The 19,499-nt window shown below is 73.5% G+C and carries 18 protein-coding genes; 5 read left to right on the top strand and 13 right to left on the bottom strand.

The genetic code is table 11. From position 1 onward, the window contains the following. Window positions 1-139 precede the first annotated feature (139 nt). Window positions 140-1,702, bottom strand: a complete 1,563-nt coding sequence (locus AB0O82_RS29340; protein WP_363586932.1) for an FAD-dependent monooxygenase — start codon at window positions 1,700-1,702, stop codon at window positions 140-142. A gap of 68 nt (window positions 1,703-1,770) precedes the next feature. Here AB0O82_RS29340 and AB0O82_RS29335 point away from each other — a divergent pair, with 68 nt between their 5' ends. Next, complete coding sequence (locus AB0O82_RS29335; protein ID WP_363586931.1) at window positions 1,771-2,400, top strand: TetR family transcriptional regulator; 630 nt, start codon at window positions 1,771-1,773, stop codon at window positions 2,398-2,400. Window positions 2,401-2,472: 72 nt separating this feature from the next. Here AB0O82_RS29335 and AB0O82_RS29330 read toward each other — a convergent pair whose 3' ends face one another. After that, window positions 2,473-2,703 (bottom strand): hypothetical protein, encoded by a 231-nt coding sequence (locus AB0O82_RS29330; RefSeq protein ID WP_363586949.1) that lies wholly within the window; start codon window positions 2,701-2,703, stop codon window positions 2,473-2,475. Between AB0O82_RS29330 and AB0O82_RS29325 the strand changes: the two genes are divergently transcribed. After that, on the top strand, window positions 2,675-3,322 hold the full coding sequence (locus AB0O82_RS29325; RefSeq protein ID WP_363586947.1) for a hypothetical protein: 648 nt from the start codon (window positions 2,675-2,677) through the stop codon (window positions 3,320-3,322). The genes AB0O82_RS29330 and AB0O82_RS29325 overlap by 29 nt on opposite strands. A gap of 58 nt (window positions 3,323-3,380) precedes the next feature. On the opposite strand, the gene AB0O82_RS29320 is transcribed toward AB0O82_RS29325, so the two are convergent. Then, a complete protein-coding gene (locus AB0O82_RS29320) occupies window positions 3,381-4,286 on the bottom strand; it encodes a LysR family transcriptional regulator (RefSeq protein WP_363586930.1) in 906 nt (301 codons plus the stop codon). Window positions 4,287-4,424: 138 nt separating this feature from the next. Here AB0O82_RS29320 and AB0O82_RS29315 point away from each other — a divergent pair, with 138 nt between their 5' ends. Both AB0O82_RS29315 and AB0O82_RS29310 read left to right on the top strand, forming a co-directional pair. Beyond that, window positions 4,425-5,237 (top strand): EamA family transporter, encoded by an 813-nt coding sequence (locus tag AB0O82_RS29315; protein ID WP_363586946.1) that lies wholly within the window; start codon window positions 4,425-4,427, stop codon window positions 5,235-5,237. 121 nt (window positions 5,238-5,358) lie between these two features. Further along, window positions 5,359-6,009, top strand: a complete 651-nt coding sequence (locus AB0O82_RS29310) for a dihydrofolate reductase family protein (protein WP_363586929.1) — start codon at window positions 5,359-5,361, stop codon at window positions 6,007-6,009. A 57-nt stretch (window positions 6,010-6,066) separates the two neighbouring features. Here the strand turns inward: AB0O82_RS29310 and AB0O82_RS29305 are convergent, their stop codons facing one another. The 3 genes from AB0O82_RS29305 to AB0O82_RS29295 are packed head-to-tail and all read right to left on the bottom strand — an operon-like array spanning window position 6,067 to window position 9,246. Next, window positions 6,067-7,386, bottom strand: coding sequence for a cytochrome P450 (locus tag AB0O82_RS29305; protein ID WP_363586928.1), 1,320 nt, complete (start codon window positions 7,384-7,386; stop codon window positions 6,067-6,069). Further along, a complete protein-coding gene (locus AB0O82_RS29300) occupies window positions 7,370-8,383 on the bottom strand; it encodes a terpene synthase family protein (RefSeq protein ID WP_363586927.1) in 1,014 nt (337 codons plus the stop codon). Before AB0O82_RS29300 ends, AB0O82_RS29305 begins: the two co-directional genes overlap by 17 nt. Further along, window positions 8,380-9,246 (bottom strand): methyltransferase domain-containing protein, encoded by an 867-nt coding sequence (locus AB0O82_RS29295; protein WP_363586926.1) that lies wholly within the window; start codon window positions 9,244-9,246, stop codon window positions 8,380-8,382. The genes AB0O82_RS29300 and AB0O82_RS29295 overlap by 4 nt, the downstream gene beginning before the upstream one ends. A gap of 388 nt (window positions 9,247-9,634) precedes the next feature. Here AB0O82_RS29295 and AB0O82_RS29290 point away from each other — a divergent pair, with 388 nt between their 5' ends. Further along, window positions 9,635-11,023, top strand: a complete 1,389-nt coding sequence (locus AB0O82_RS29290; protein WP_363586925.1) for an NAD(P)/FAD-dependent oxidoreductase — start codon at window positions 9,635-9,637, stop codon at window positions 11,021-11,023. Between the two features lie 428 nt (window positions 11,024-11,451). On the opposite strand, the gene AB0O82_RS29285 is transcribed toward AB0O82_RS29290, so the two are convergent. From AB0O82_RS29285 to AB0O82_RS29255, 7 genes are all read right to left on the bottom strand, one after another. After that, window positions 11,452-12,123: a hypothetical protein gene (locus AB0O82_RS29285; protein WP_363586924.1), complete on the bottom strand. Its 672-nt coding sequence runs from the start codon at window positions 12,121-12,123 to the stop codon at window positions 11,452-11,454. Between the two features lie 767 nt (window positions 12,124-12,890). After that, a complete protein-coding gene (locus tag AB0O82_RS29280; protein WP_363586923.1) occupies window positions 12,891-13,454 on the bottom strand; it encodes a hypothetical protein in 564 nt (187 codons plus the stop codon). A gap of 244 nt (window positions 13,455-13,698) precedes the next feature. Then, a complete protein-coding gene (locus tag AB0O82_RS29275; RefSeq protein ID WP_363586922.1) occupies window positions 13,699-14,439 on the bottom strand; it encodes an SDR family oxidoreductase in 741 nt (246 codons plus the stop codon). A 114-nt stretch (window positions 14,440-14,553) separates the two neighbouring features. Next, window positions 14,554-16,305 carry an amidohydrolase gene (locus AB0O82_RS29270; RefSeq protein ID WP_363586921.1) on the bottom strand — a complete coding sequence of 584 codons (1,752 nt, stop codon included), beginning with the start codon at window positions 16,303-16,305 and terminating at the stop codon, window positions 14,554-14,556. Window positions 16,306-16,430: 125 nt separating this feature from the next. After that, window positions 16,431-17,876, bottom strand: a complete 1,446-nt coding sequence (gndA, locus tag AB0O82_RS29265; RefSeq protein ID WP_363586920.1) for an NADP-dependent phosphogluconate dehydrogenase — start codon at window positions 17,874-17,876, stop codon at window positions 16,431-16,433. Between the two features lie 70 nt (window positions 17,877-17,946). After that, on the bottom strand, window positions 17,947-18,210 hold the full coding sequence (locus AB0O82_RS29260; RefSeq protein ID WP_363586919.1) for a hypothetical protein: 264 nt from the start codon (window positions 18,208-18,210) through the stop codon (window positions 17,947-17,949). 230 nt (window positions 18,211-18,440) lie between these two features. Then, the gene (locus AB0O82_RS29255; protein WP_363586918.1) at window positions 18,441-19,490 is read right to left on the bottom strand and encodes a hypothetical protein; all 1,050 of its coding nucleotides are present in this window, start codon (window positions 19,488-19,490) and stop codon (window positions 18,441-18,443) included. Between the last annotated feature and the right edge of the window lie 9 nt (window positions 19,491-19,499).

The following is a 19,499-nucleotide window of genomic DNA, read 5'->3' as shown; positions in this document are numbered from 1 at the left end:
CAGATAGAGCGAGCCGCGCTCCTCCCGGGCGAGGCCTCCGCAGAACCGCCGGATGACCCGTGCGGCAGGTGACGACAGCGCGACGGGCGGTCCGTCGGCGCGCCGAGGATCGTGGCGCACCGACGAACCGCCCGGGGCCTCAGCCGAACCAGCGGGCGAGGGCCGTGTCGAGCGGGGTGCCGTCGGTGTCGGTCCAGGCGAGGTAGCCGTCGGGGCGGACCAGGAGGGCGCCGGCGCCGTCCACGTCCTCGTCGGTCTTCGCCATGACGTGCTCGACCCGGTCGGACCGGTCGCCGACCGACCGCCGCCTGCCGTCGAGGGAGAGCAGCAGGCCCCGGCCGGAGCGCATCAGCCGGCTCGCCCGGGTCGGGCCGTCCTCGGTGGTCAGGTCCAGGTCGATCAGCCGGGGGCCGACGCCGGGGTACCGGAGGTCCAGGCCGGACATCATGCCCGAGACGTACCGGTTGGTGTCGGGCAGGCCCAGCAGCTCGGTCACGAGCTCGCGGACCGTGCCGAGTTCCTCGTCCCGGCCGGGATTCATGATCACGGCCTGGGCCCGGGTGTGGCGCAGCACGCGCGCGGCGACGGGGTGCCGCTCCTCGTGGTAGCTGTCGAGCAGGCCGGCGGGCGCCCAGCCGCGGATCGTGCCGGCGAGCTTCCAGCCCAGGTTGACCGCGTCCTGGAGGCCCAGGTTCACGCCCTGGCCGCCGATCGGCATGTGGATGTGCGCCGCGTCCCCGGCGAAGAACACCCGGCCCTCGCGGTAGCGCTCGACCTGGCGGACGGCGTCGCCGAACCGGGAGGCGGCGCGCAGTTCACCCAGTTCGGTGTCGGGGCCGTACACGGCGTGCAGCGCCTCGCGGACCTCGTCGGCCGAGACCGGCGTCTCGCGGTCCGGGCCCTGTCCGGAGAGCCTGCCGAACAGTATCCGGTACAGGTCCGGGCCGATGGGGTGCAGGATCGAGTGGAAGCCGCCGGCCACGCGGGTGTACTGGCTGAAGTGCTTGCGCTCGGTGGGGACCGTCTCGGACCGGGAGGCGAGGGTGATGTCGGCCGCCACGGCGGACATCCGGCGCTCCCGGCCGGGGAACGGGACGCCCAGCAGCCGGCGGACCGTGCTGTGCCCGCCGTCGCACGCGACGAGGTAGCGGCCGCGGATCTCACCGTCGCCGCCCCGGACCTCACCGTCGCCCCGGATCTCACCGTCGCCGCCCCGGACCTCACCGTCGCCCCGGACCTCACCGCCGTCGGGGGCGTCACCGCCGCCCGGGGTGCCGTCGGCGTGCCACGTGACCGTGATCCCCTCCGCGTCCTGCGCGACCGCCGTCACCTCGTGGCCGCGGAGCACGGGCACGCCCTGCTCGCCGAGGAGCCGCTCGAGGTGGGCCTCCAGCCGGATCTGCGGAACGTTGACCGGGTGGGGGTACCGGGTGCGCCAGGGCCGGCAGTCCAGCTCGACCGGCAGGGTGGCGAAGTGCCCGCCGGTGGTGCTGTCGGACGGCTCCTGCGCGAGCAGCGGCTCCAGCAGCCCGCGCAGGTCGAGCACCTCGGCGGTGCGCGGCTGGAGTCCGCCCGCCCGGGACTGGGTGCTGTGGGTGCGCTGCTTCTCGACGACGACGGCCGGCACTCCGGCCAGCGTCAGCTCGTACGCCAGCATCAGCCCGGTCGGGCCCGCCCCCACCACGATGACCTCGGTTCGCACGATGACCTCCCGAAAGAAGAAACTGGGTGCAATTCTGCACTCAGTCTACCACAAGGTAGACTGAGTGCATGAATCAGCAGATGGGCCTGCGGGAACGCAAGAAGGAACGCACCCGGGAGACGATCGCGGCGACGGCGATCCGCCTCTTCCTCGACCGGGGCTTCGACCAGGTCTCGATCACCGAGATCGCGGAGGCGGCGGAGGTCTCCCGGCGGACCCTCTTCGCGTACTTCCCGACGAAAGAAGACCTCGTACTCCAGCGGTTCGCCGACCACGAGAGCGAAGCGGCCCGGACGGTGCGCGCCCGCCCGGCCGGCCAGCCGCCGCTGGAAGCGCTGCGCGCGGCCATGCTCGACGCCCTGGCCCGTCGCGACCCGAACACCGGCCTGTGCGACGACCCCGAGGTGATGGCCTTCCTCCGCATGATCGTCGAGACCGAGAGCCTGGCGGCACGGATCATCCGCTACGCGGCACGCGGCAGCGACGAGCTGGCCGAGGCACTGCTGGAGGCCGACGTCGACCCGCTCGACGCCCGTCTCGTGGCCACCCAGGTGATCGTGGTGCAGCGGGAACTGGCGGTCATGAACCAGGAACGCCTGGCCGACGGCACGTCCGCCGACGACCACTACCCGGAGGCCGTCCGCGCCGCCGAGCGGGCCTTCGCCCTGCTGCGCGACGGACTGGGGCAGCACGGGTAGGGCCTGGGTGCATCGGCCTCCCGGAGCACTCCGAACTGTCGGGGGCGGGCGTCATAATCGCCACTGCCGTGATCACCGGACCTGCTGGAGGCCCCCGTTGTCCTCGTCGTCGTCCTTGCCGTCCTTGCGGCCCTCGTCGTCCTCGCTGTACGACTTCGCGACCTGGGAGCCCCTGCTGCGGCTCCTGCGGGCTGACCACGCGCAGGCGCTCGCCGCGCCGGGCGGCGAGGTGGCGGGGCTGATCGGCCGGCAGGGGTGGAGCGTGCCGGTGAGGATGCGGTTCCCGGAGGCCGGGCGCGCCATGCTGGTGTCCGACAACCAGGAGGCGCACGACGCGATCGACCGCGTCCGGGCCGCGCTCACCGAGGCCGGGATCGGCGATGTCGCCTTCGCCGCGGAGATCCCGCCGAGCGGGAAGGCGGTGCTCCATCTGTTCGACCACGGCCCGGCCGTCGACCCGGGCATCGGCAACGCCCACCCGGGCGCGCTCACTCTGGTCGAGGGCGCGGTGCCCGAGCCGTGGCGGCGCCTGCCCGAGCCGGTGCCCGGGGCGAGGCCGGCCCCGTCCGTGGACCTGGAGGTCCTGACCCTCGGAGGGTGGCGCGGCGAACCGGTCAGTCTGAACCCTCTCGTCGGGCTGCCCCGGCTCCGCACCCTCTACGCCGGCCCCGGGGCGCTCACCGACCCCCGGGAGGTCGCCCGGCTGACCGGACTGGAGTTCCTGGAGCTGACCCCGGAGGACTGGCGCTGCCTCCTCGACGCCGGCGCCGTCCCGCGCGGCCTGTCGGCCGCCGCCATCGAGGCCCCGAGCGATCACGACCTGCGCCCGATCATGGCCCTCGCGAACGAACTCCTGACCCTCTGGGAGCGCCCCCTGATCACGGAGACCGTCATCGAAGGCGACCTCGGCCCGCTGCCGTAGCCCTGTCACGGATCTCGTGTGCCCGGGAGAGCGAGGCGGCCCTGCTGGGGTGCCGCTGTCACTTTCGCGGGGGCGGCGGGGAGTCGGGCTTCTCGCGGTAGAGGTCGATGGCGAGGGCGACTGCGGCGTGGGTCGCGGGGTGGGGGTCCTGGCGGCGCCAGATGAGGTGGACGGGGACGGGGGCGGCGTTGCGCAGGGGGCGGTAGACGATGCCGTCGCGGCGGTACTGGGCGGCGGTGGCCTGGGGGGTGACGCCGATGCAGCGGCTGGTGGCGATGGCGGCGAGCCAGTCGTCGATGTCGTGGGTGTAGATGACGGCGGGCCGCTGCTCCTCGGGCCACAGGTTCAGGGCGGTGGTGCCGGTTCGGCGGTCGATGGCGAGGGTGCGGGCGGGGATCTCGTCGAGGCGGATGCTGCGCCGGCGGGCCCACGGGTCGTCGGAGGCGAGTGCGACGATGCGGTGTTCGTGGCCGACCAGGGCGTGTGACCAGGGCTTCAGGTCGAGCGGGGCGCGGACGACGGCGAGGTCGCACATGCCTTCGGCCAGCCCGCCGGTGGGGGAGTTGTGGCGGACGAGGCGCAGCTCGACCTCGGGGTGGCGCTCGTGCCAGCGGCGCTGGAAGTCGGTGGTGTGGCGGCCGAAGGCGGACCAGGCGTGGCCGAGGTGGAGCCGGGCGTGGCCGGCGGTCGCTTCCTCGACCAGGTCGTCGGCGCCGGCGAGCAGGACGCGGGCGCGGGCGAGGACCCGCACGCCGGCCGGCGTGGGCGCGATCGTGCGGCTGGTGCGGTGCAGCAGCCGCACCCCGAGGAACTGTTCCAGGGCGTGCAGGTTGCGGGAGACGGCGGCCTGGGAGATGCCCAGCTCGGGGCCGGCGTCGGTGAAGCTGCCGGTGTCGATGATGGCGACCAGGCAGCGCAGGTGCTTCAGTTCCAGATCGGCGGGACTTCGTCGTCGCTCATCCATACGCCCAGCGTATCAATGGGCCGGTGAATGCATTTTGCGTATGACTACGTCGGCTCCACTGTGGAGGGCATGGTGCTGAAGAGTTCTCACGACGCCGCTACCGCCCGGGGTGACGGGCGCCTGGCCGGGGTGGCGCTGATGCTGGGCTCCGGCCTGTCCAACCAGGCCGGAGCGTCGATGGCGGCGCTCGCCTTCCCGGTGATCGGCCCCGCGGGTGTGGTGGCCGTCCGTCAGTGGGTGGCCGCCGGGGTGCTGTGGGCGGTCGGCAGGCCGCGGCCGCGGTCGTTCACGGCGGCGCAGTGGCGTCCGGTCCTCGGGCTCGCGGTGGTGTTCGCCGTGATGAACCTGTCCCTCTACACGGCCATCGACCGCATCGGGCTCGGGCTGGCCGTCACCCTGGAGTTCCTCGGTCCGCTCGCGGTGGCCCTGATCGGCTCGCGCCGGCGCCTCGACGCCCTGTGCGCGGTGGCCGCCGCGGCCGCGGTGGTCGTCCTGGCCCGGCCCTCGCCGTCCACCGACTACCCGGGCATCGCCCTGGCCCTGCTCGCGGCGGTGTGCTGGGCCGGCTACATCCTGCTCAACCGTGTCGTCGGCCGCCGCCTGCCCGGGCTGGAGGGCTCGGCCGCCGCCGCCGCGCTCTCGGGGGTGCTCTACCTTCCCGTCGGGATCGTGGTGCTGTGGCTCCGTCCCCCGACCGCCGCCGCCCTGGCCTGCGCGCTGGCCGCCGGCGTGCTGTCCTCGGCCGTGCCCTTCCTGGCCGATCTGCTGGCGCTGCGGCGGGTGCCCACGCAGTTCTTCGGCGTGTTCATGAGCGTCAACCCGGTCTTCGCCGCGCTGATCGGCCTCGTCGTGCTCGGCCAGCACCTCGGCGCGGCGGCCTGGCTCGCCATGCTGGTGATCGTCGGAGCGAACGCGGTCGCCGTCACCACCGCCCCCACCAACCCCGAGTGATGAGCAGGACCCCGAGAAGAAGTTTCGGGCCGATGTCGATTCGGCCGCGTCCGCTGCGACGTCATGATGTGCGGCGCCTCGCCGCACGGTGACGCGACGACGAGACCTGACGAGGGAACACGTGGACCAACTGCTCAGAGTCATGAACTTCAACGTCTCCAGTGACGGCGTCGGTGCCGGTGCCGGTGAGCACCAGAGCTTCGAGCGGCCGTTCGGCCATGACCATCCCGAGAAGCTGTTCGCCTGGGCCGGGGCCACGGCGAGCTGGCCCATGCGGACGGCTCCCGGGGGGAGCCGGGGCCTCGACGACTACTTCACGCGGGACTTCGCGCGCAACATCGGTGCCGAGATCATGGGCCGCAACAAGTTCGGGCCCCAGCGCGGGCCCTGGCAGGACGACGAGTGGCGCGGCTGGTGGGGTGACGAACCCCCGTTCCACACCCCGGTGTTCGTCATGACCCACCACGAGCGTCCGTCGTTCACGCTCTCCGACACCACGTTCCACTTCGTCGACGGCGAGCCGGCCACGGTCCTGGCCCGGGCGCGGGAGGCCGCGGAGGGCAAGGACGTCCGGCTCGGTGGCGGGGTCGGCACCATCCGGCAGTTCCTCGCCGCCGACCTCGTCGACACCCTGCACGTGGCGGTGTCGCCGGTGGAACTCGGCCCCGGGCTACGGCTCTGGGAGTCCCCCGACGAGCTGCTGGACCGGTTCCACCTGGAGGTGGTGCCCAGCCCGAGCAGGGTGACGCACCACCTGTTCTGGCGGAGGTGACGTGAGGGCCCGCGCGGGGAGGCCGACGCCCGGGTGACCGGCCGCTCAGGGGCGGGCTCAGGAGTGAGCGGTCACGGTCGCGGTGAGGGGCGCGGGGCCGAGGGTGGCCGCCGCCATCGGGCGGGGGCGGCTGCCCGGGACCGGGTCCACGTGCCAGGCGGCCGTGACCGCCGCCGTCAGGAGGGTGAGCTCCGCCAGGGCGAAGTCGCCGCCGGGGCAGCCGTGCACACCGGCGGCGAAGGGCAGGTAGGCGCCGCGCGGGGGAGCGGGGTGCCGTTGCGGGTCCCAGCGGTCGGGGTCGAACGCGCCGGGGTTGCGGTACCAGCGCGGGTCCCGGTGCAGGGCGTAGGGGCTGTAGAAGATCTGGGCCCCGGGCGGGAGTCGGTGGCCACCCAGTTCCACCGCACTGCCCGTACGGCGGGGGAACAGCCAGATCGGCGGGTAGAGCCGGAGGGTCTCCTGGACGACGCGGTGGGTGAGGACGAGCGCGGGGAGGTCCGCCGGCTCGACGGGGCGGTCGCCGACGACCCGGCGGACCTCCTCGCGGACCCGGCGGCGGAGCTCGGGGTGGCGGGCGAGGAGGATGAACAGCCAGGCGGCGGCCGCGCCGCTGGTGTGGGAGCCGCCGACCAGCAGGGAGGTCACGTCGTCGTGGACCTGCCGCCGGTCGGCGCCGACCGACAGGTGCGTCAGGGCGGCGTTGTGCGGGTCCGCGTCGATGAGGGCGTCGACGACGCCGTGGAGGTCGTTCAGGGCGGTGTGGTAGCTGCGCCGCTCCGGGCCGGGCAGCCGGTCGAGGAACGCGGCGGCGGGCCCGTAGGCCCTGCGGCCCAGTCCGGCCACGACGACCGGCAGGGCGTGGTGGACGACGGAGGCGGCGCCGGCGGGGAGCGGACGGCCGAAGAGGGTCGCGGCGACCACGTTCAGGGTCAGTTCGGCCATCTCGGCGTTGAGGTCGATCCGTTGGCCGTGGTGCCACGAGTCGGCCCGGGCGGTGGCGAGTTCGGCCATGGTGTCGAGGTATCCGGGCAGGCGGGCGGCGCTCAGCAGGGGTTGGACGACGCGGCGGCGGTCCCGGTGGTGGGTGCCGTCGGCCACGGCGATGCCGGTTCCGAACAGGGGGCGGGACTTGGTGAAGATCTCGCCGCGGTCGAAGCGTCCCCCGGGTCCGGTCAGCAGGGCCATGACGAGGTCGGGGTGGTTGAGGAGGTAGGCGGGCCGGGGGCCGATGCGGAACTCGACCACGTCCCCGTAGCGGCGTTGGGCGTCGAGGAAGGCCAGGGGCGCTCTGGCCAGCCGGATCGCGTGCCCGAGGAGCGGGACGCCGCCCGGCACCCGGGCCGGGCGGTGGCCGGTGGGGTCAGGGGGTGTCGGCATGGTGGTCCTCTCCCGTGGGCGCAGGCGCGGTTGTTGTCGTTCCGGTGCGGTACCGGGGCGTGCTCAGGCCCCATTCCAGGTGGCCCCGGGCCCAGTCGAGGAGCGCCTCGGCGCAGTGGTCGGCCTGCCGCCGGAGGGCGGGTGGCGTGGCGAGCGCGCGGGCGAGGCCGGTGAGTTCGCGGCGGGCCCGGGCGTGGGCGCGCAGGCGGTCCTCGAAGGCGTCCGTCACGAGGAGGGCGGCGGCGTGCCGGTCCATGCCGCCGTGGTGGGCGGTGACGAGCACCAGGTTGTGGGGGTCGCCCTGGGCGGCCTCCTTCTCCACGGTCATCAGGTCGTTGGTCCAGCACACCAGGTCCGCCGCCGCGACGAGGAGTTCCTGGAAGGGGCGGGAGTAGTACAGGGACGGGGGCAGGAAGCAGCCGTCCGTTCGCTCGACGAGGTCGAACGAGGGCATGATCGCTCCGAAGGCCCGGCGCCAGGCGGGAAACCCGTCCGGGTACGGGACGTGGCCGGCCTGCCGGTGGGCGGCCTGCCAGACGCAGCCGGACAGGTAGTCGGCCACGTGACGACGGAACCTCAGGACCCAGGCGTCGGGCATGGCGTCCGAGGCCCGCTCGACGATCTCCGCGAGGGCCCGCCCCATGGGCGAGGTGGGCGCCGACCCGTACGAGACGATGCCGAGCGGCTCGTGCAGGTGTTCCTCCAGGCGATCGGCGTCACGCCCCAGGTCGCCCTCGTCGATCCGGTCGTCGAGGAGGAACAGCCAGGCCATCCACATCGCCACCAGGGCGCTGTCCGACCGGTCGGCCCGCGGATGGCACCACGCCGCCAACAGCCCGGGACGGATCCGCGCGAGGTTGCGCAGCTCCGCCGACGTCTCGCAGAGGCCGGCGGCCTCCACCCACCGCAGGGTCTGCGCGTCGGCGGTCCCGGCGTGGTCGCCGTGGCGGGCCGGGATGTCCCGGATCGCGGAGCCCTTGAGCACGTCGATCGTCATGCGGCCCCCGCCTTCGGTTGTCGCGCCATTTGTCGTTCCGGCTGGCGTCGCGCCGGGCGCACGCCCCACATGGCGATCATCGCGTGCGCCGTGTCGACGAACCCGGGGCGGCGCAGGTGGGCCAGCGCCTCGGCGCCTTCCGCCTCCCCGAGGGCGCCGGAGCGTGCCATCGCGGGCAGGAGATCGGCGATCGAGAGCGCCCAGGCCCGCCCCGCCGCGTTGGTCGCCGTCAGCGTCGGGCAGTGGACCCGCATCCCCACCTCGCCGAGCCCCAGCCCCCGCAGCGGGGCGGGGAACGACCGGGCCCAGGCCGCCACGTCGCTGCCGAGCGTCGTGGCCAGGGTGGTGGTGACGGCGGCCCCGAGACGCCGCACGACCGGATCGGGGGAGGAGGCGGAGGGGAAGAACGAGGGGTCCTCGATGTACAGGCGGCCGCCCGGCTTCAGCCAGGACGCCATGCGCCCCGGCAACGAGGCGCGATCGGGCAGGTGGCACAGGACACTGCGGGCGACGATGAGGTCGAAGGTGTCGGGCGGGAACCCTTCGGTGCGCACGTCGTGTCGCAGCACCCGCAGGGCCGGGTGGCGCGGGCCCGCGAGGAAGCGGAGGTCCGTGTCGGTGGCCGTCACCTCGCCCTCGGGGTGACGGCGGGCGAGCCACAGGGCCAAGGTCCCGGCCCCCGCCCCGATTTCCAGACAACGGGCCCCGGCCGGTAATTCCCAACGCGCCAGATCGCCGGTCGTCGCGGGATCGCACAAATCGGCCAGGGCGTTCAGACGTTCCATTTGCGCGGGGTGGGCGAAGGCGAGGACTTCGTCCCCGTACGCCGGGAGTTCGCGTTCCGTCGGCGGTTCCTTCCGCATGCGGTACCTCCTTTTCCTCGCCGATTGGATCAGTGCCGTTGTACCGCCCCCTGGCGACACGCCAGTCCGTTCGGTGCGGCGCACCGGATTTCGTGCTTCGCTTCTCGCGGCTTCTTGTGGCTTCTCGCGGTTTCTCGCGGTTTCTGGCGTGGGAGGCCGTGAACACGGCGACGGTGACGGCGGCGCACCGCCGCCGCCCTCGATTCGCATCGATCTCAACACCGGTGTCCACGGGTGTCAACGGGGCGTCAAGGTGCTGGCACGAGCGCCATGGTGGTCGTGCCGCAGGAGGTCCGGTGGGGTTGACGGACAACTCCGCGTCGTCCCAGAGTGTTTCTGCCCACGCGAAAAGAAACCCGGGGAACCGGGATGTCCGAGGAGGCGCCACATGGCCGAAAAGGACCGTGAGGACCGCGTGATCGTGGTCGGATCCGGAATCGCGGGAGCGGCCGCCGCTTTTCGGCTGCGCCAGGCCGGTTGCGATGTCACTCTGTTCGAAAAGGAGGACCACGTCGGAGGCCGGATGTCCACCCGCGAAGTGCCGGTCGGAGACGTCCGATATCGCGTCGACCGCGGCGCGAGCTGGCTTTCCCGGAATTACGCGCCCATGATCCGACTGTTGGAGGACGCGGGGCTCGCCACGCGCATGCTCCCGTGTTCGGACGAGCTGGGCGTGCTGCGCGAGGGCCGGGTGCACCGGCTCTCACTCGTCCAGGCCTCGGGACTCCTGCGGACCGGACTGCTCGGGTGGCGCGCCAAGTTCAAGGCGCTGAACCTGCTGCGCGACCTGGCGGCCGCCCGCCGCCGGCTGCGCTGGGAGGACATGTCCGGCGCCGCCGGGATCGACGGGGAGAGCGCTCGGGAGCACGCCCTGCGCAGGCTCGACCGGGAGCTCCTGGACTACCTGATCGAGCCCCTGTGCAGCACCCAGTTCCTCGTACCCGCCGAGGAGGTCGCCGCCGTCGGCGCCTTCTGCATCATGTGGGGCACGTTCGGGGCCGCGAGCTTCACCTTCGACGGCGGCGTCGGGAGCCTCCCCGGACACCTCCTCGACACCCCCGTGATGCGCGCCCCGGGCACCCGTGTCGAACTGGGCGCCCCCGTGACCGAGGTCCGCCGGGACGGGAACGGGGGCGGGGCCGTGGTGGTGTGGGAGCGGGACGGCGAGGTCCGGACGGAGCGGGCCCGCGCCTGCGTCGTGGCCGTGCCCGCCCCGGTCGCGGCCCGGATCGTCACCACCCTCGACGACGACCAGCGCCGCTACCTCGACGGGGTCCGGTACACCAGCGACGTCCACGTCACCTTCGGGCTGCGCCGGCCTCCCGCCGAGACGGCCCTGGGCGTCGCCGTGCCGCGCCGGGAGCACCCGGACCTGTGCGTCGCGCTGTACGAGCACAACCTCGGCCCCGGCCGGGCCCCCGCCGGCCGGGGCCTGGTCACCCTGGTCTTCCGGCACCACTGGAACGCCGCCCGGATGGCCCTCGACGACGACACGGTGATCGCCGACGCCCGCGCGGCCGTGGGCGAGGTGATGCCGGGTCTGGCCGCCCACATCGACGACCACCGGGAGATGGCCGTCGTCCAGCGCTGGGAGAACGCGGTCCTCGCCCGCCCGGCCGGCGGGTACCGGGACCTCGCCGCCTTCACCGCGAGCCTGGATCCGGCCTCCCCCGTCCAACTGGCCGGGGACCACTTCGCCTACAGCACCACCAACGCCGCGCTCGCCACCGGCGAGCGCGCCGCGCGCCGGGTCCTGGACCTGCCCCTCGCGACCTGAGGCGACCAACGCCCTTTCCCCGGCGGGCGGCATCCCCGCGTACCGTCAGCGCCCACCTGTACCGCATCTTCCCCAAGCCGGGCATCACGACGTGGGTCGCCCTCAGGGACGCCCTGAACAGGCTGGAGGAGCATGCCCCTGCCGCGTCCGAGACGGCACGGGCGACGGGCTGGCAGCGTCCGCTCCGGCGCGAGGGGGTGGCGACGGCCGGTCCGCGATGAGGACGGGGCGGCGGAGAGCGCCCGCCCCGGAGGCACGGATGGAGCGACGTCCGGCCGGCTCTCTCACACGTATGACAGTCACGTGACCGCATCGGCGAGACACATGACTGTCATACGCGAGGCCGTTGGACACACATACGCGTCCCTGGGCGCCGAGCGAGGAGAAGCCCGGGATCGGGGGCCTCCCGTACTCAACGGCAGTTGAGGTCAAGGCCGTTGAGCGTCCTCTTGCGCCGCGAGCGCGTGCCGGCCGGACTCGGCGAGGGTGTACAGCACGGACCGCTGCTGCTTGTGGCGCTGGATGTTCCCCTTGGCCACGAGCGACTCCAGGGTGTTGCGCACGACCTGCGGGGTGGGGGCGCGGTCCGGGTGCTTCGCCAGCAGTTCCTCCCGCAGCTCCTTCGCCAGGCGCGGTTCGTCGTGACCGCTGAGCAGGGACAACAAGAGCTCTCCGAGCAGGGGTTGCCGCGACGTCCCGGCCGCGGCGGCCTGTGCCGGCTTCCCCGTCCGCACCGTCCGCGCCGTCCGCGCCGTGGCCCCGCTCTTCCCCGTCTTCCCGGTCTTCGCGGTCTTTCCCGTCCGTGCCGAGCGCGGCGAGCGCGGCGCGGGTGTGCGGGCGGGGGTCGAAGCGGACGCCCGGCGTCGCTTCGCCCCGGTGAGCACGGGCTCGTCCTGTGCCTGCTCGGGCAGGGGCGCGGGCTCCGACAGGCCCTCGTACCGTTCGGCGAGGCGGAGGATGTCGACCAGGAGGGCTTCCTCCTGCTTCAGCATCCTGGCCTCCTCGGCCAGTTCCTGCTGACGCCGACGGTTCTCTTCCAGATCCGATGCGGCCTGATCGACGAGCCGCGTACGGAGCGTGCTGGCTGGTTGGCTGGTCACAACCGTTCACTCCCTAGTAATGGATGACGTTGCGCATGGTACCCACGCCGGAGCTTCCGTGGAGGAGGGTGCCGGCAGTGTGCGGCATTCCCCCGGGGCCGTGCAGTACCATTCCCGACCATCCCCGACGGGCGGGCAGGGAGCGCCGACACGGCGGGGCGGCGCCGACAGGGCATCGCACGGTCGGCGACATGGTCGGGGACATTGTTCGGTGACGTTACGTCATTCGACTGTTTCCGCCGTGGGCACCGATGGACGACCCTGGTCCCTTCCGCTCCCGCACACACCTGTGCCGGGTACCCACCGACGCCCCGCGGAGGGACTGTTCCGTGACCCGAACCCCCGTCGTCCTCATCCACGGTGCCTGACTGCACGCGTTGTGCGGACGGCGCGGCACACCCGCGCCGGAGGGTGGACACCGGGAACGCACGGCGGGCGCCCTGCTGCTCATCTCCGGCCAGGAGGACCGCATGGTGCCCGACAGTGTCACCCGCTCGGTGTACAAGCTGTACGACGACTCGACGGCGACGAGCGACCTCAACACTTCCCCGACCGTGCGCACTCGCTGACCGTCGACAGCGGCTGGCGCTCCGTCGCCGACCACGTGCTGCTGTGGCTCGCGCTCCAGGACATCCACGGGCCCGACGCGTAGGCGCGGACGGCCGCCGGCCGGTGCGCCGGTCGACCGTCACGGCACCGGCCCGCGCCCCTGCCGCCGTTCGGGCGGCGGGGGCACGGGCCGGTCGCGTGACCGTCCGGGGTGGGGGTCAGCTCGGGAAGGGCCAGGTCGGGCACCACGGCCAGGTGACCTGGCCCGGGTAGGGCGGGCCCCACGGCGGGCACTTGGGCAGGGTCGGCGTCGACGGGGCGCTGGTCCACAGGATCTTGCCGTTCAGCTGGACGGCGATCGCGCCCTCGTTGTAGACGGCCAGTTCGGCGCCGGGGTTGCCGCCGGTGTTGCTGGCCCACAGCGGGGCGTTGGCGGCGGAGTACACGACGAGGTTGCCGTCGCCCTGCATGACCAGGACGTTGCCGTTGGGGACGGCGCCCTTGGCGACCCAGATCGGGGTGGTGTCGCGGTACAGGACGACGTTGCCGTCGCCCTGCATGGCCAGCATGATGTGGCCGTTCGGCGAGTACCAGGCCTGGTCGCGGTTCAGCAGGCTGTTCATCGGGATGTGGGTGGGCTCGGACGGCGCGGCGGTCACGGCGGTCGGAGCCGCGGCGGGGGCGGCGGCCTGGGCGGCGTCGGCGGTACCCGTGGTGAGGGCGCCGAACCCGATCGTGGCGAGGGCGGCCAGGGCGGCGACCCGGGAGCGGAGTCTGGACATGGGTGGGCTTGAAGTCCTTCCGGGGACAGCGGAGTTGACGAGCCAGCGGGGGATTCCTGCGGCGCCCGCCCCGCTGCGTCCGGCGCCGCACCGAACGTTAGGTCCGCGCCGCGCCGCCGATCGGCAGATCCACCGGCAGCTTCCCGCCTGCCCGCCCCCGCCTGCCCGCCCGCGCCTGCCCGCCCGCGCCGGCTGGCCCGCGCCGGCTGGCCCCGGTTCCCTGGAGAAGGTCCGCGCGGGGTGCTCAGAACGTCCCGCCGTCCAGTTGGAGGGTGCGGCCGGTCATGTAGGCGGCGTCGTCGGAGGCGAGGAAGGCGTAGCCCGCCGCCACCTCCTCGGGCCGGGCCAGCCGCCGCAGTGCGGTCAGCGTGCCGAGCAGCCGCGCCAGGTCCTGCGTGCCGGCCAGGTCGGGGTGCACGTAGTGCGGCGCGCTCTCGGCGGCCATGTCCGTGTCGGTCCCGCCCGGGGCGATGGCGTTGACGGTGATACCCCTCGTGCCCAGCTCGGCGGAGAGGTTCAGGACCATCGACTCCACGGCGGCCTTGCTGGCCGCGTACAAGGTGTGGTGGAAGACGGCCTTGCCGGCGCTCACCGAGGAGGTCAGCACGATCCGGCCGCCCTCGCGCAGATGCGGCGCGGCGTGCTGCACGGTGAACAGCTGCCCGCGCGTGTTCACCGCGAAGACCCGGTCGAAGTCGGCCGGCGTGATGGTCTCCAGTGCGCCGAAGTACTCGATGCCCGCGCAGGAGGCGACCACGTCCAACTGCCCGAACTCGGCCACCGTCCGCTCGATCAGCGCCGCGATCTGCTCCGGCTCCGCGACGTCGGCCCGGACGGCGATCGCCCGGCCGCCCGCGGCGGCGAGTTCGGCCACCAGTGCGTCCGCGGCCTCCTGGTTGCCCCGGTAGCCGATCGCCACGGCCGCGCCCTCGCCCGCCAACCGCCGGGCGACGGCCGCGCCGATCCCGCGGCTCCCACCGGTCACGACGGCCGCCTTGCCTGCGAACCGTCCCTGCTGCGTGGTTGACACCATTGCTCTACGCCCTCGTCTAGTGTCGGAATGCGTGTGTCGGAAGCTCCCCGGCCCGGCTCCGGACGCTCAGCAGCAGCCCCACTGCGGGGTGGGCGCGGTGGCCGGGGTCGCGGAGGCCCGGGCGGCGGGTGCCGGCGGGTGGACGGTCGTTCCGGCCTTGATCGTCTCGACGACCTCGATGTCGCGGATCGCCTCCGGGTCGACCGTCAGCGGATTGGCACTGAGGATCACCAGGTCCGCGAGCTTGCCGACCTCGATGCTGCCCTTGCGGTCCTGCTCGCCGTACTGGTGGGCGGCGTCGAGGGTGATCGCGCGGACCGCCTCCAGGGCCGACACCCGCTGCTCCGGTCCGAGGACGACCCCGTCGGTTCGGGTGCGCCGGGTCACCTGGCTGGACAGCACGGCGATCGAGTCGGGCAGCGCCACCGGCGCGTCGTGGTGCGAGGTGTAGCGCAGGCCGCGGTCGAGCGCCCAGCGGGCGGGGGAGATGGCGGCCGCCCGCTCCTCGCCGAGGACGGTCCCGCGGTACCAGTCGCCCCAGTAGTAGGTGTGCATGGAGAAGAAGGACGGCACGATCCCCAGCCGGGCGAACGCCTCGACCTGGTCCTCGCGGGCGGTCTGCGCGTGGATGGCCACGGTCGGGCGCCGGCCCGGCCCGGCCGCCTCGACCGCCCGGAGGAACTGGTCGATCGCCGCGTCGCCGTTGACGTGCGCCAGGACCTGCCAGCCCCGCTCGACCGCCGTGCTGACCTGCTTGGCCACCACCGCGTCGTCCCGCTCCGCCGGGTACCCGCAGTAGTCCTCGGGCTGACCGGCCGGCGGCGTCAGGTACGGCGAGGTGAGCCACGCCGTGCGGCCCTGCGGCGAGCCGTCCAGCACCAGCTTCACCCCGGCCGCGCGGACGCCGTCCACGTACTCGTCGCTCACCCCGATCGGGTCGTCCAGTGCGGAGGAGGTCGCCTCGCCGGCCTTCACGTACGCGACCACGTCGACCGCGAACGGCACGGCGGCGGCCGTGTCCCGCAGCGCCTTGAGGTTGGCGAGGGTGGTGCCGCCCTCCTGGACGGTGGTGAAGCCGAAGCTCGCCGCCGTGGCCGCGCCGGTGATGAACAGCATCAGCTGTGCCCGTTCCGGCAGCCCCGCGAGCGCCAGGTCCGAGGCCGGGGTGAACGCCTTCTCCTCCAGGACCCCGTCGGGCTCGCCGTGCGCGGGCGGGACGGCGAGTTCGCGCCGCCGGATCACCCCGCCCTCGGGGTCGGGCGTGGCGGCCGAGTAGCCGAGCCGTTCCAGGCCGAGGCTGTTCACCGCGCCGAGGTGGAAGGACTGGTGGATGGCGAGCACCGGGCGGTCCGTGGAGACCTCGTCGAGGTCGTCGCGGGTGGGGTGGCGGCCCTCGGCGAGCATCGCGTCGTCGTACCCGAACCCGACGATCCACTCGGAGTCCGCGCCCACCGTGCTCCCGGCCCAGTCGCGCAGCTTGTCCTTCAGCGAGTCGAGGTCGGTGACGTCGCCGTCCGGCGCGGCCAGCAGGTTGGCGATGGTGGCCTGGAGGCCGATGCCGCCGAGGTGCCCGTGCGCGTCGACGAAGCCGGGCAGCAGGGCGCGGCCCTCGAGGTCCCGTACGACGGTGTGCGGGCCGCGCCACTGGTCCAGCGCCTCCTGCCGGGGGCCGACGAAGACGATCGTGCCGTCCTTGACGGCCACGGCCTCGGCCTCGGGGCGCCGGGCGTCACTTTCGCTGCTCGCGGTGCTTCCGGTGCTCTCGGCGACGGTGACGATCTCGCCGCCGTGGAGGATGAGGTCGGCCTGCTGGGCCATGCGGGTCTCCTGGAGGTAGGGGTTTGCGCCACGCTCCTACCCATGGTGACCGCGGAATCACCTTCTGTGGCGCCGGTCTGTCCGTATGTCGCTCCCGCACGGTGGTTGCGGGTGTCTCAGGTGTCTCAGCGCTGTTCCTCCGGGCGCCTCTCCAGCTCCCAACGGGTGTGGAAGGTCCCCTCCCGGTCGACACGGTGGTAGGTGTGCGCGCCGAAGAAGTCCCGCTGTCCCTGCACGAGTGCGGCCGGGAGGCGCTCCGCCCGCAGGCCGTCGTAGTAGGCGAGCGCGGTCGCGAAGCCGGGGGCGGGCACCCCCAGTTGGGCCGCCGTCGAGACGACCCGCCGCCAGGCCGACTGCGCGGAGCCGAGCGCCTCCCGGAAGTGCGCGTCGGTCAGCAGCGTGGGACGCTCCCGGTCGGCCTCGTACGCGGCCCTGATCCGGTCCAGGAACCGGGCCCTGATGATGCAGCCGCCGCGCCAGATCGCGGCCATCTCACCGGGGTCGATCTGCCAGGAGTACTCCGCGCTGCCGGCCTGGATCTGGTTGAAGCCCTGGGCGTAGGCCACCATCTTGGAGGCGTACAGCGCCTGCTCGACGTCGTCCGCGAACCGGTCCGCCGCCGCGCTGTCGAGCCAGGTCTCGGTGGGGCCGGGCAGTCCCCGGCCGGCCTGCCGGAGCGGCACGCTGCCGGACAGCGCCCGGGCGAAGACCGCCTCGGCGATCCCGCTGACGGGCACGCCGAGCTCCAGCGCGCTCTGCACCGTCCAGCGGCCGGTGCCCTTCTGCTCGGCCTGGTCCAGCACGATGTCGACGAAGGGCTTCCCGGTCGCCGCATCGGTGTGGGCGAGGATCTCGGCGGTGATCTCGATCAGGTAGGACTCCAGGCGCCCGCCGTTCCAGGTCCGGAAGACCTCGGCGATCGCGTCGGGTTGCAGTCCGGCGCCGTGCCGCAGCAGGTCGTACGCCTCGGCGATGAGCTGCATGTCGGCGTACTCGATGCCGTTGTGGACCATCTTGACGAAGTGGCCGGCGCCGTCCGGTCCGACGTGGGTGCAGCAGGGCTTGCCGTCGACCTTGGCCGCGATGTCCTCCAGCAGCGGTCCCAGGACCCGGTAGGCCTCCGGGGTGCCGCCGGGCATGATGCTCGGCCCCTCCAGGGCGCCCTGCTCGCCGCCGGAGATGCCGCTGCCCACGAAGTGCAGGCCGCGTTGGCGCAGGGCCGCCTCCCGCCTCCTGGTGTCGAGGAAGTGCGCGTTCCCGCCGTCCACCACCACGTCGCCCTCGTCGAGCAGCGGCACCAGCTCGTCGATGACCGCGTCGGTCGGCGCCCCGGCCTTGACCATGATCACGATCAGGCGGGGGCGTTCCAGGGCCGCGACGAACTTCTCCGTGGTCTCGGCGGCCACGAACTCGCCCTCGTGCCCGAACTCCTCCAGCAGCGCCGTGGTCCGCGCCAGCGTGCGGTTGTGCACGGCCACCCGATAGCCGTGGCGGGCGAAGTTCCTGGCCAGGTTGCGGCCCATCACGGCCAATCCGGTGACGCCGATCCGGGCCGGTGCCTGCTCGGTCATGGCGGGAATCTCCAAGGGGGTCTCGGGGGCACGGTGGTACAGCGACTCGGGACTGTCAGGGCTGTCGGGACTACTCGGCGGAGAGCGCGAGGATCTCGTCCTCGGGAAGCTCGACGTACTCCTCGCCCTCCACCCGGATCTCCGAACCGGAGAGCCTGTTGAAGAGGATCTTCTCGCCGACCTTGACGTCCACCGGGTGCGGCTTGCCGCTCCCCAGCTGTCGGCCGGGCCCCACCGCCACCACCTCGCCCGTCCACGTCTCCGGGTCCTGCGGGGTCGGAACCCCGATCGGCTTGACGATCAGATGATCGTGCTTCGGGTGGAAGTCGGGCATGGCATGGTCCTCTCACGTAGCCGCCTGCGGCGCAGCCGGGGCCGCCCCCACGCCTCGATTCTGCCGATCCGCGTCCGCGACCGCCCCACCAGCCGCTCGACGTCCACGCACCGGCGCGGCCGTTCCCGCTGCCCGTCGCCTGCGGCGGGCGCTGCCGAGTTTCCGGGCGCGGCATACTCCGTTCGGGTCGCGGGGCGTCGGCCCGGGCGCAGCGCGGCGGCTCCGGCCGGCTACTGCAGCAGTGCGGCGTGCGGGTGGTCCGGGGCCGCCGGGCACGCGTAGATCTGCTGGTTGTACCCGTCGCCGACGGTGATCATGGTCGGTGCCGCCGGGTCGGGGTGGACGGCGTCCCGGTTCGCGGCGGCCCGGTTTTCGTACGGGATCCAGCTGTGGACGTCCGCGCGGTGCTCCTTCGTGGCGATGGTCAGCATCGGGTCCATCCGGCAGCCGCAGGCGCGGCAGTACTGCGGAGCGGGATCGGTGAAGCTCCAGGGAGCCCAGCCGCCGGCCTTCCAACCGGGGGCGACGGACAACTCCCGGTCGTAGTAGCCGTCCTCCGCCCCGTCGTAGGCGCTGCCCGGCTCCGCGCCGGTCTTCCGCCGCGCGCTCCACGCCCGGACCTGCGCGCGCAGGTCCGGGTCGAGCTCCACCGCCAGCGGGTACTCGGTGACCTGCTCGGGGGAGACCAGGCACGGCTGCGGCAGGTAGTCCTCGTACTGGATCGCGGGCGGCTGCGGAGGCGCGGTGAGGACCTCGCCGACCGCGGTGGCGGACCGCCAGAACAGCTCGGTCCTCGGCATGTTCCCCCAGGGGTGGTCGAAGGGGTGGTCGAAGGGGCACCACAGCACCTGGAGCAGGTCCGCGCCTTCGGGCGGACGCAGGTCGGGCACCTCGCGGACGTACAGCTGGGCCACGGCCAGCATCGCGACCGGCCCCGGCGGGCACGGGCGGCCGGCGCCGGCCCGAGCCAGCACGGCGCGCTCCTGCGGGGTGTAGGAGCGGGCGCCCGGTGGCCGGGCCCGGGCGGCCGCCCGGATCTCGCGCAACAGCCGGACATCCGCCGGGGAGGTCGCCGGCAGCACGGCCGGCACCCGGTGCGTGCTCTCACAGTGCGGCCACGGCTCGGCGGCGGGCCACAGCAGCGGACCTCCGACCGAGCTCTCCCGCGGGGACGGCGATCCGGGCCGCGGGTGCAGCCGGGTCGCCGTCCGGGCCAGCGGGGCCAGCCGTGGGAAGGCCGCCACGATGTCATCCGGCCTCGGCGGGGTGGTGCGGGTCATTCCGGCCTC

It is taken from the genome of Kitasatospora sp. NPDC088264 (genome assembly GCF_040685715.1).
Taxonomy (GTDB): Bacteria; Actinomycetota; Actinomycetes; order Streptomycetales; family Streptomycetaceae; genus Kitasatospora.
Note: the sequence above shows the minus strand (reverse complement) of the source record. Positions and strands in the feature narration are given on the sequence as shown.

Coding starts and splice junctions, on each gene's coding strand:
- gndA (WP_363586920.1), bottom strand. CDS start 17,876: ATGACCGAGCAGGCACCGGCCCGGATCGGCGTCACCGGATTGGCCGTG.
- AB0O82_RS29260 (WP_363586919.1), bottom strand. CDS start 18,210: ATGCCCGACTTCCACCCGAAGCACGATCATCTGATCGTCAAGCCGATC.
- AB0O82_RS29290 (WP_363586925.1), top strand. CDS start 9,635: ATGGCCGAAAAGGACCGTGAGGACCGCGTGATCGTGGTCGGATCCGGA.
- AB0O82_RS29305 (WP_363586928.1), bottom strand. CDS start 7,386: ATGCCGACACCCCCTGACCCCACCGGCCACCGCCCGGCCCGGGTGCCG.
- AB0O82_RS29320 (WP_363586930.1), bottom strand. CDS start 4,286: ATGGATGAGCGACGACGAAGTCCCGCCGATCTGGAACTGAAGCACCTG.
- AB0O82_RS29300 (WP_363586927.1), bottom strand. CDS start 8,383: ATGACGATCGACGTGCTCAAGGGCTCCGCGATCCGGGACATCCCGGCC.
- AB0O82_RS29325 (WP_363586947.1), top strand. CDS start 2,675: ATGCGGTTCCCGGAGGCCGGGCGCGCCATGCTGGTGTCCGACAACCAG.
- AB0O82_RS29270 (WP_363586921.1), bottom strand. CDS start 16,305: ATGGCCCAGCAGGCCGACCTCATCCTCCACGGCGGCGAGATCGTCACC.
- AB0O82_RS29255 (WP_363586918.1), bottom strand. CDS start 19,490: ATGACCCGCACCACCCCGCCGAGGCCGGATGACATCGTGGCGGCCTTC.
- AB0O82_RS29280 (WP_363586923.1), bottom strand. CDS start 13,454: ATGTCCAGACTCCGCTCCCGGGTCGCCGCCCTGGCCGCCCTCGCCACG.
- AB0O82_RS29330 (WP_363586949.1), bottom strand. CDS start 2,703: ATGGCGCGCCCGGCCTCCGGGAACCGCATCCTCACCGGCACGCTCCAC.
- AB0O82_RS29335 (WP_363586931.1), top strand. CDS start 1,771: ATGAATCAGCAGATGGGCCTGCGGGAACGCAAGAAGGAACGCACCCGG.
- AB0O82_RS29315 (WP_363586946.1), top strand. CDS start 4,425: ATGCTGGGCTCCGGCCTGTCCAACCAGGCCGGAGCGTCGATGGCGGCG.
- AB0O82_RS29295 (WP_363586926.1), bottom strand. CDS start 9,246: ATGCGGAAGGAACCGCCGACGGAACGCGAACTCCCGGCGTACGGGGAC.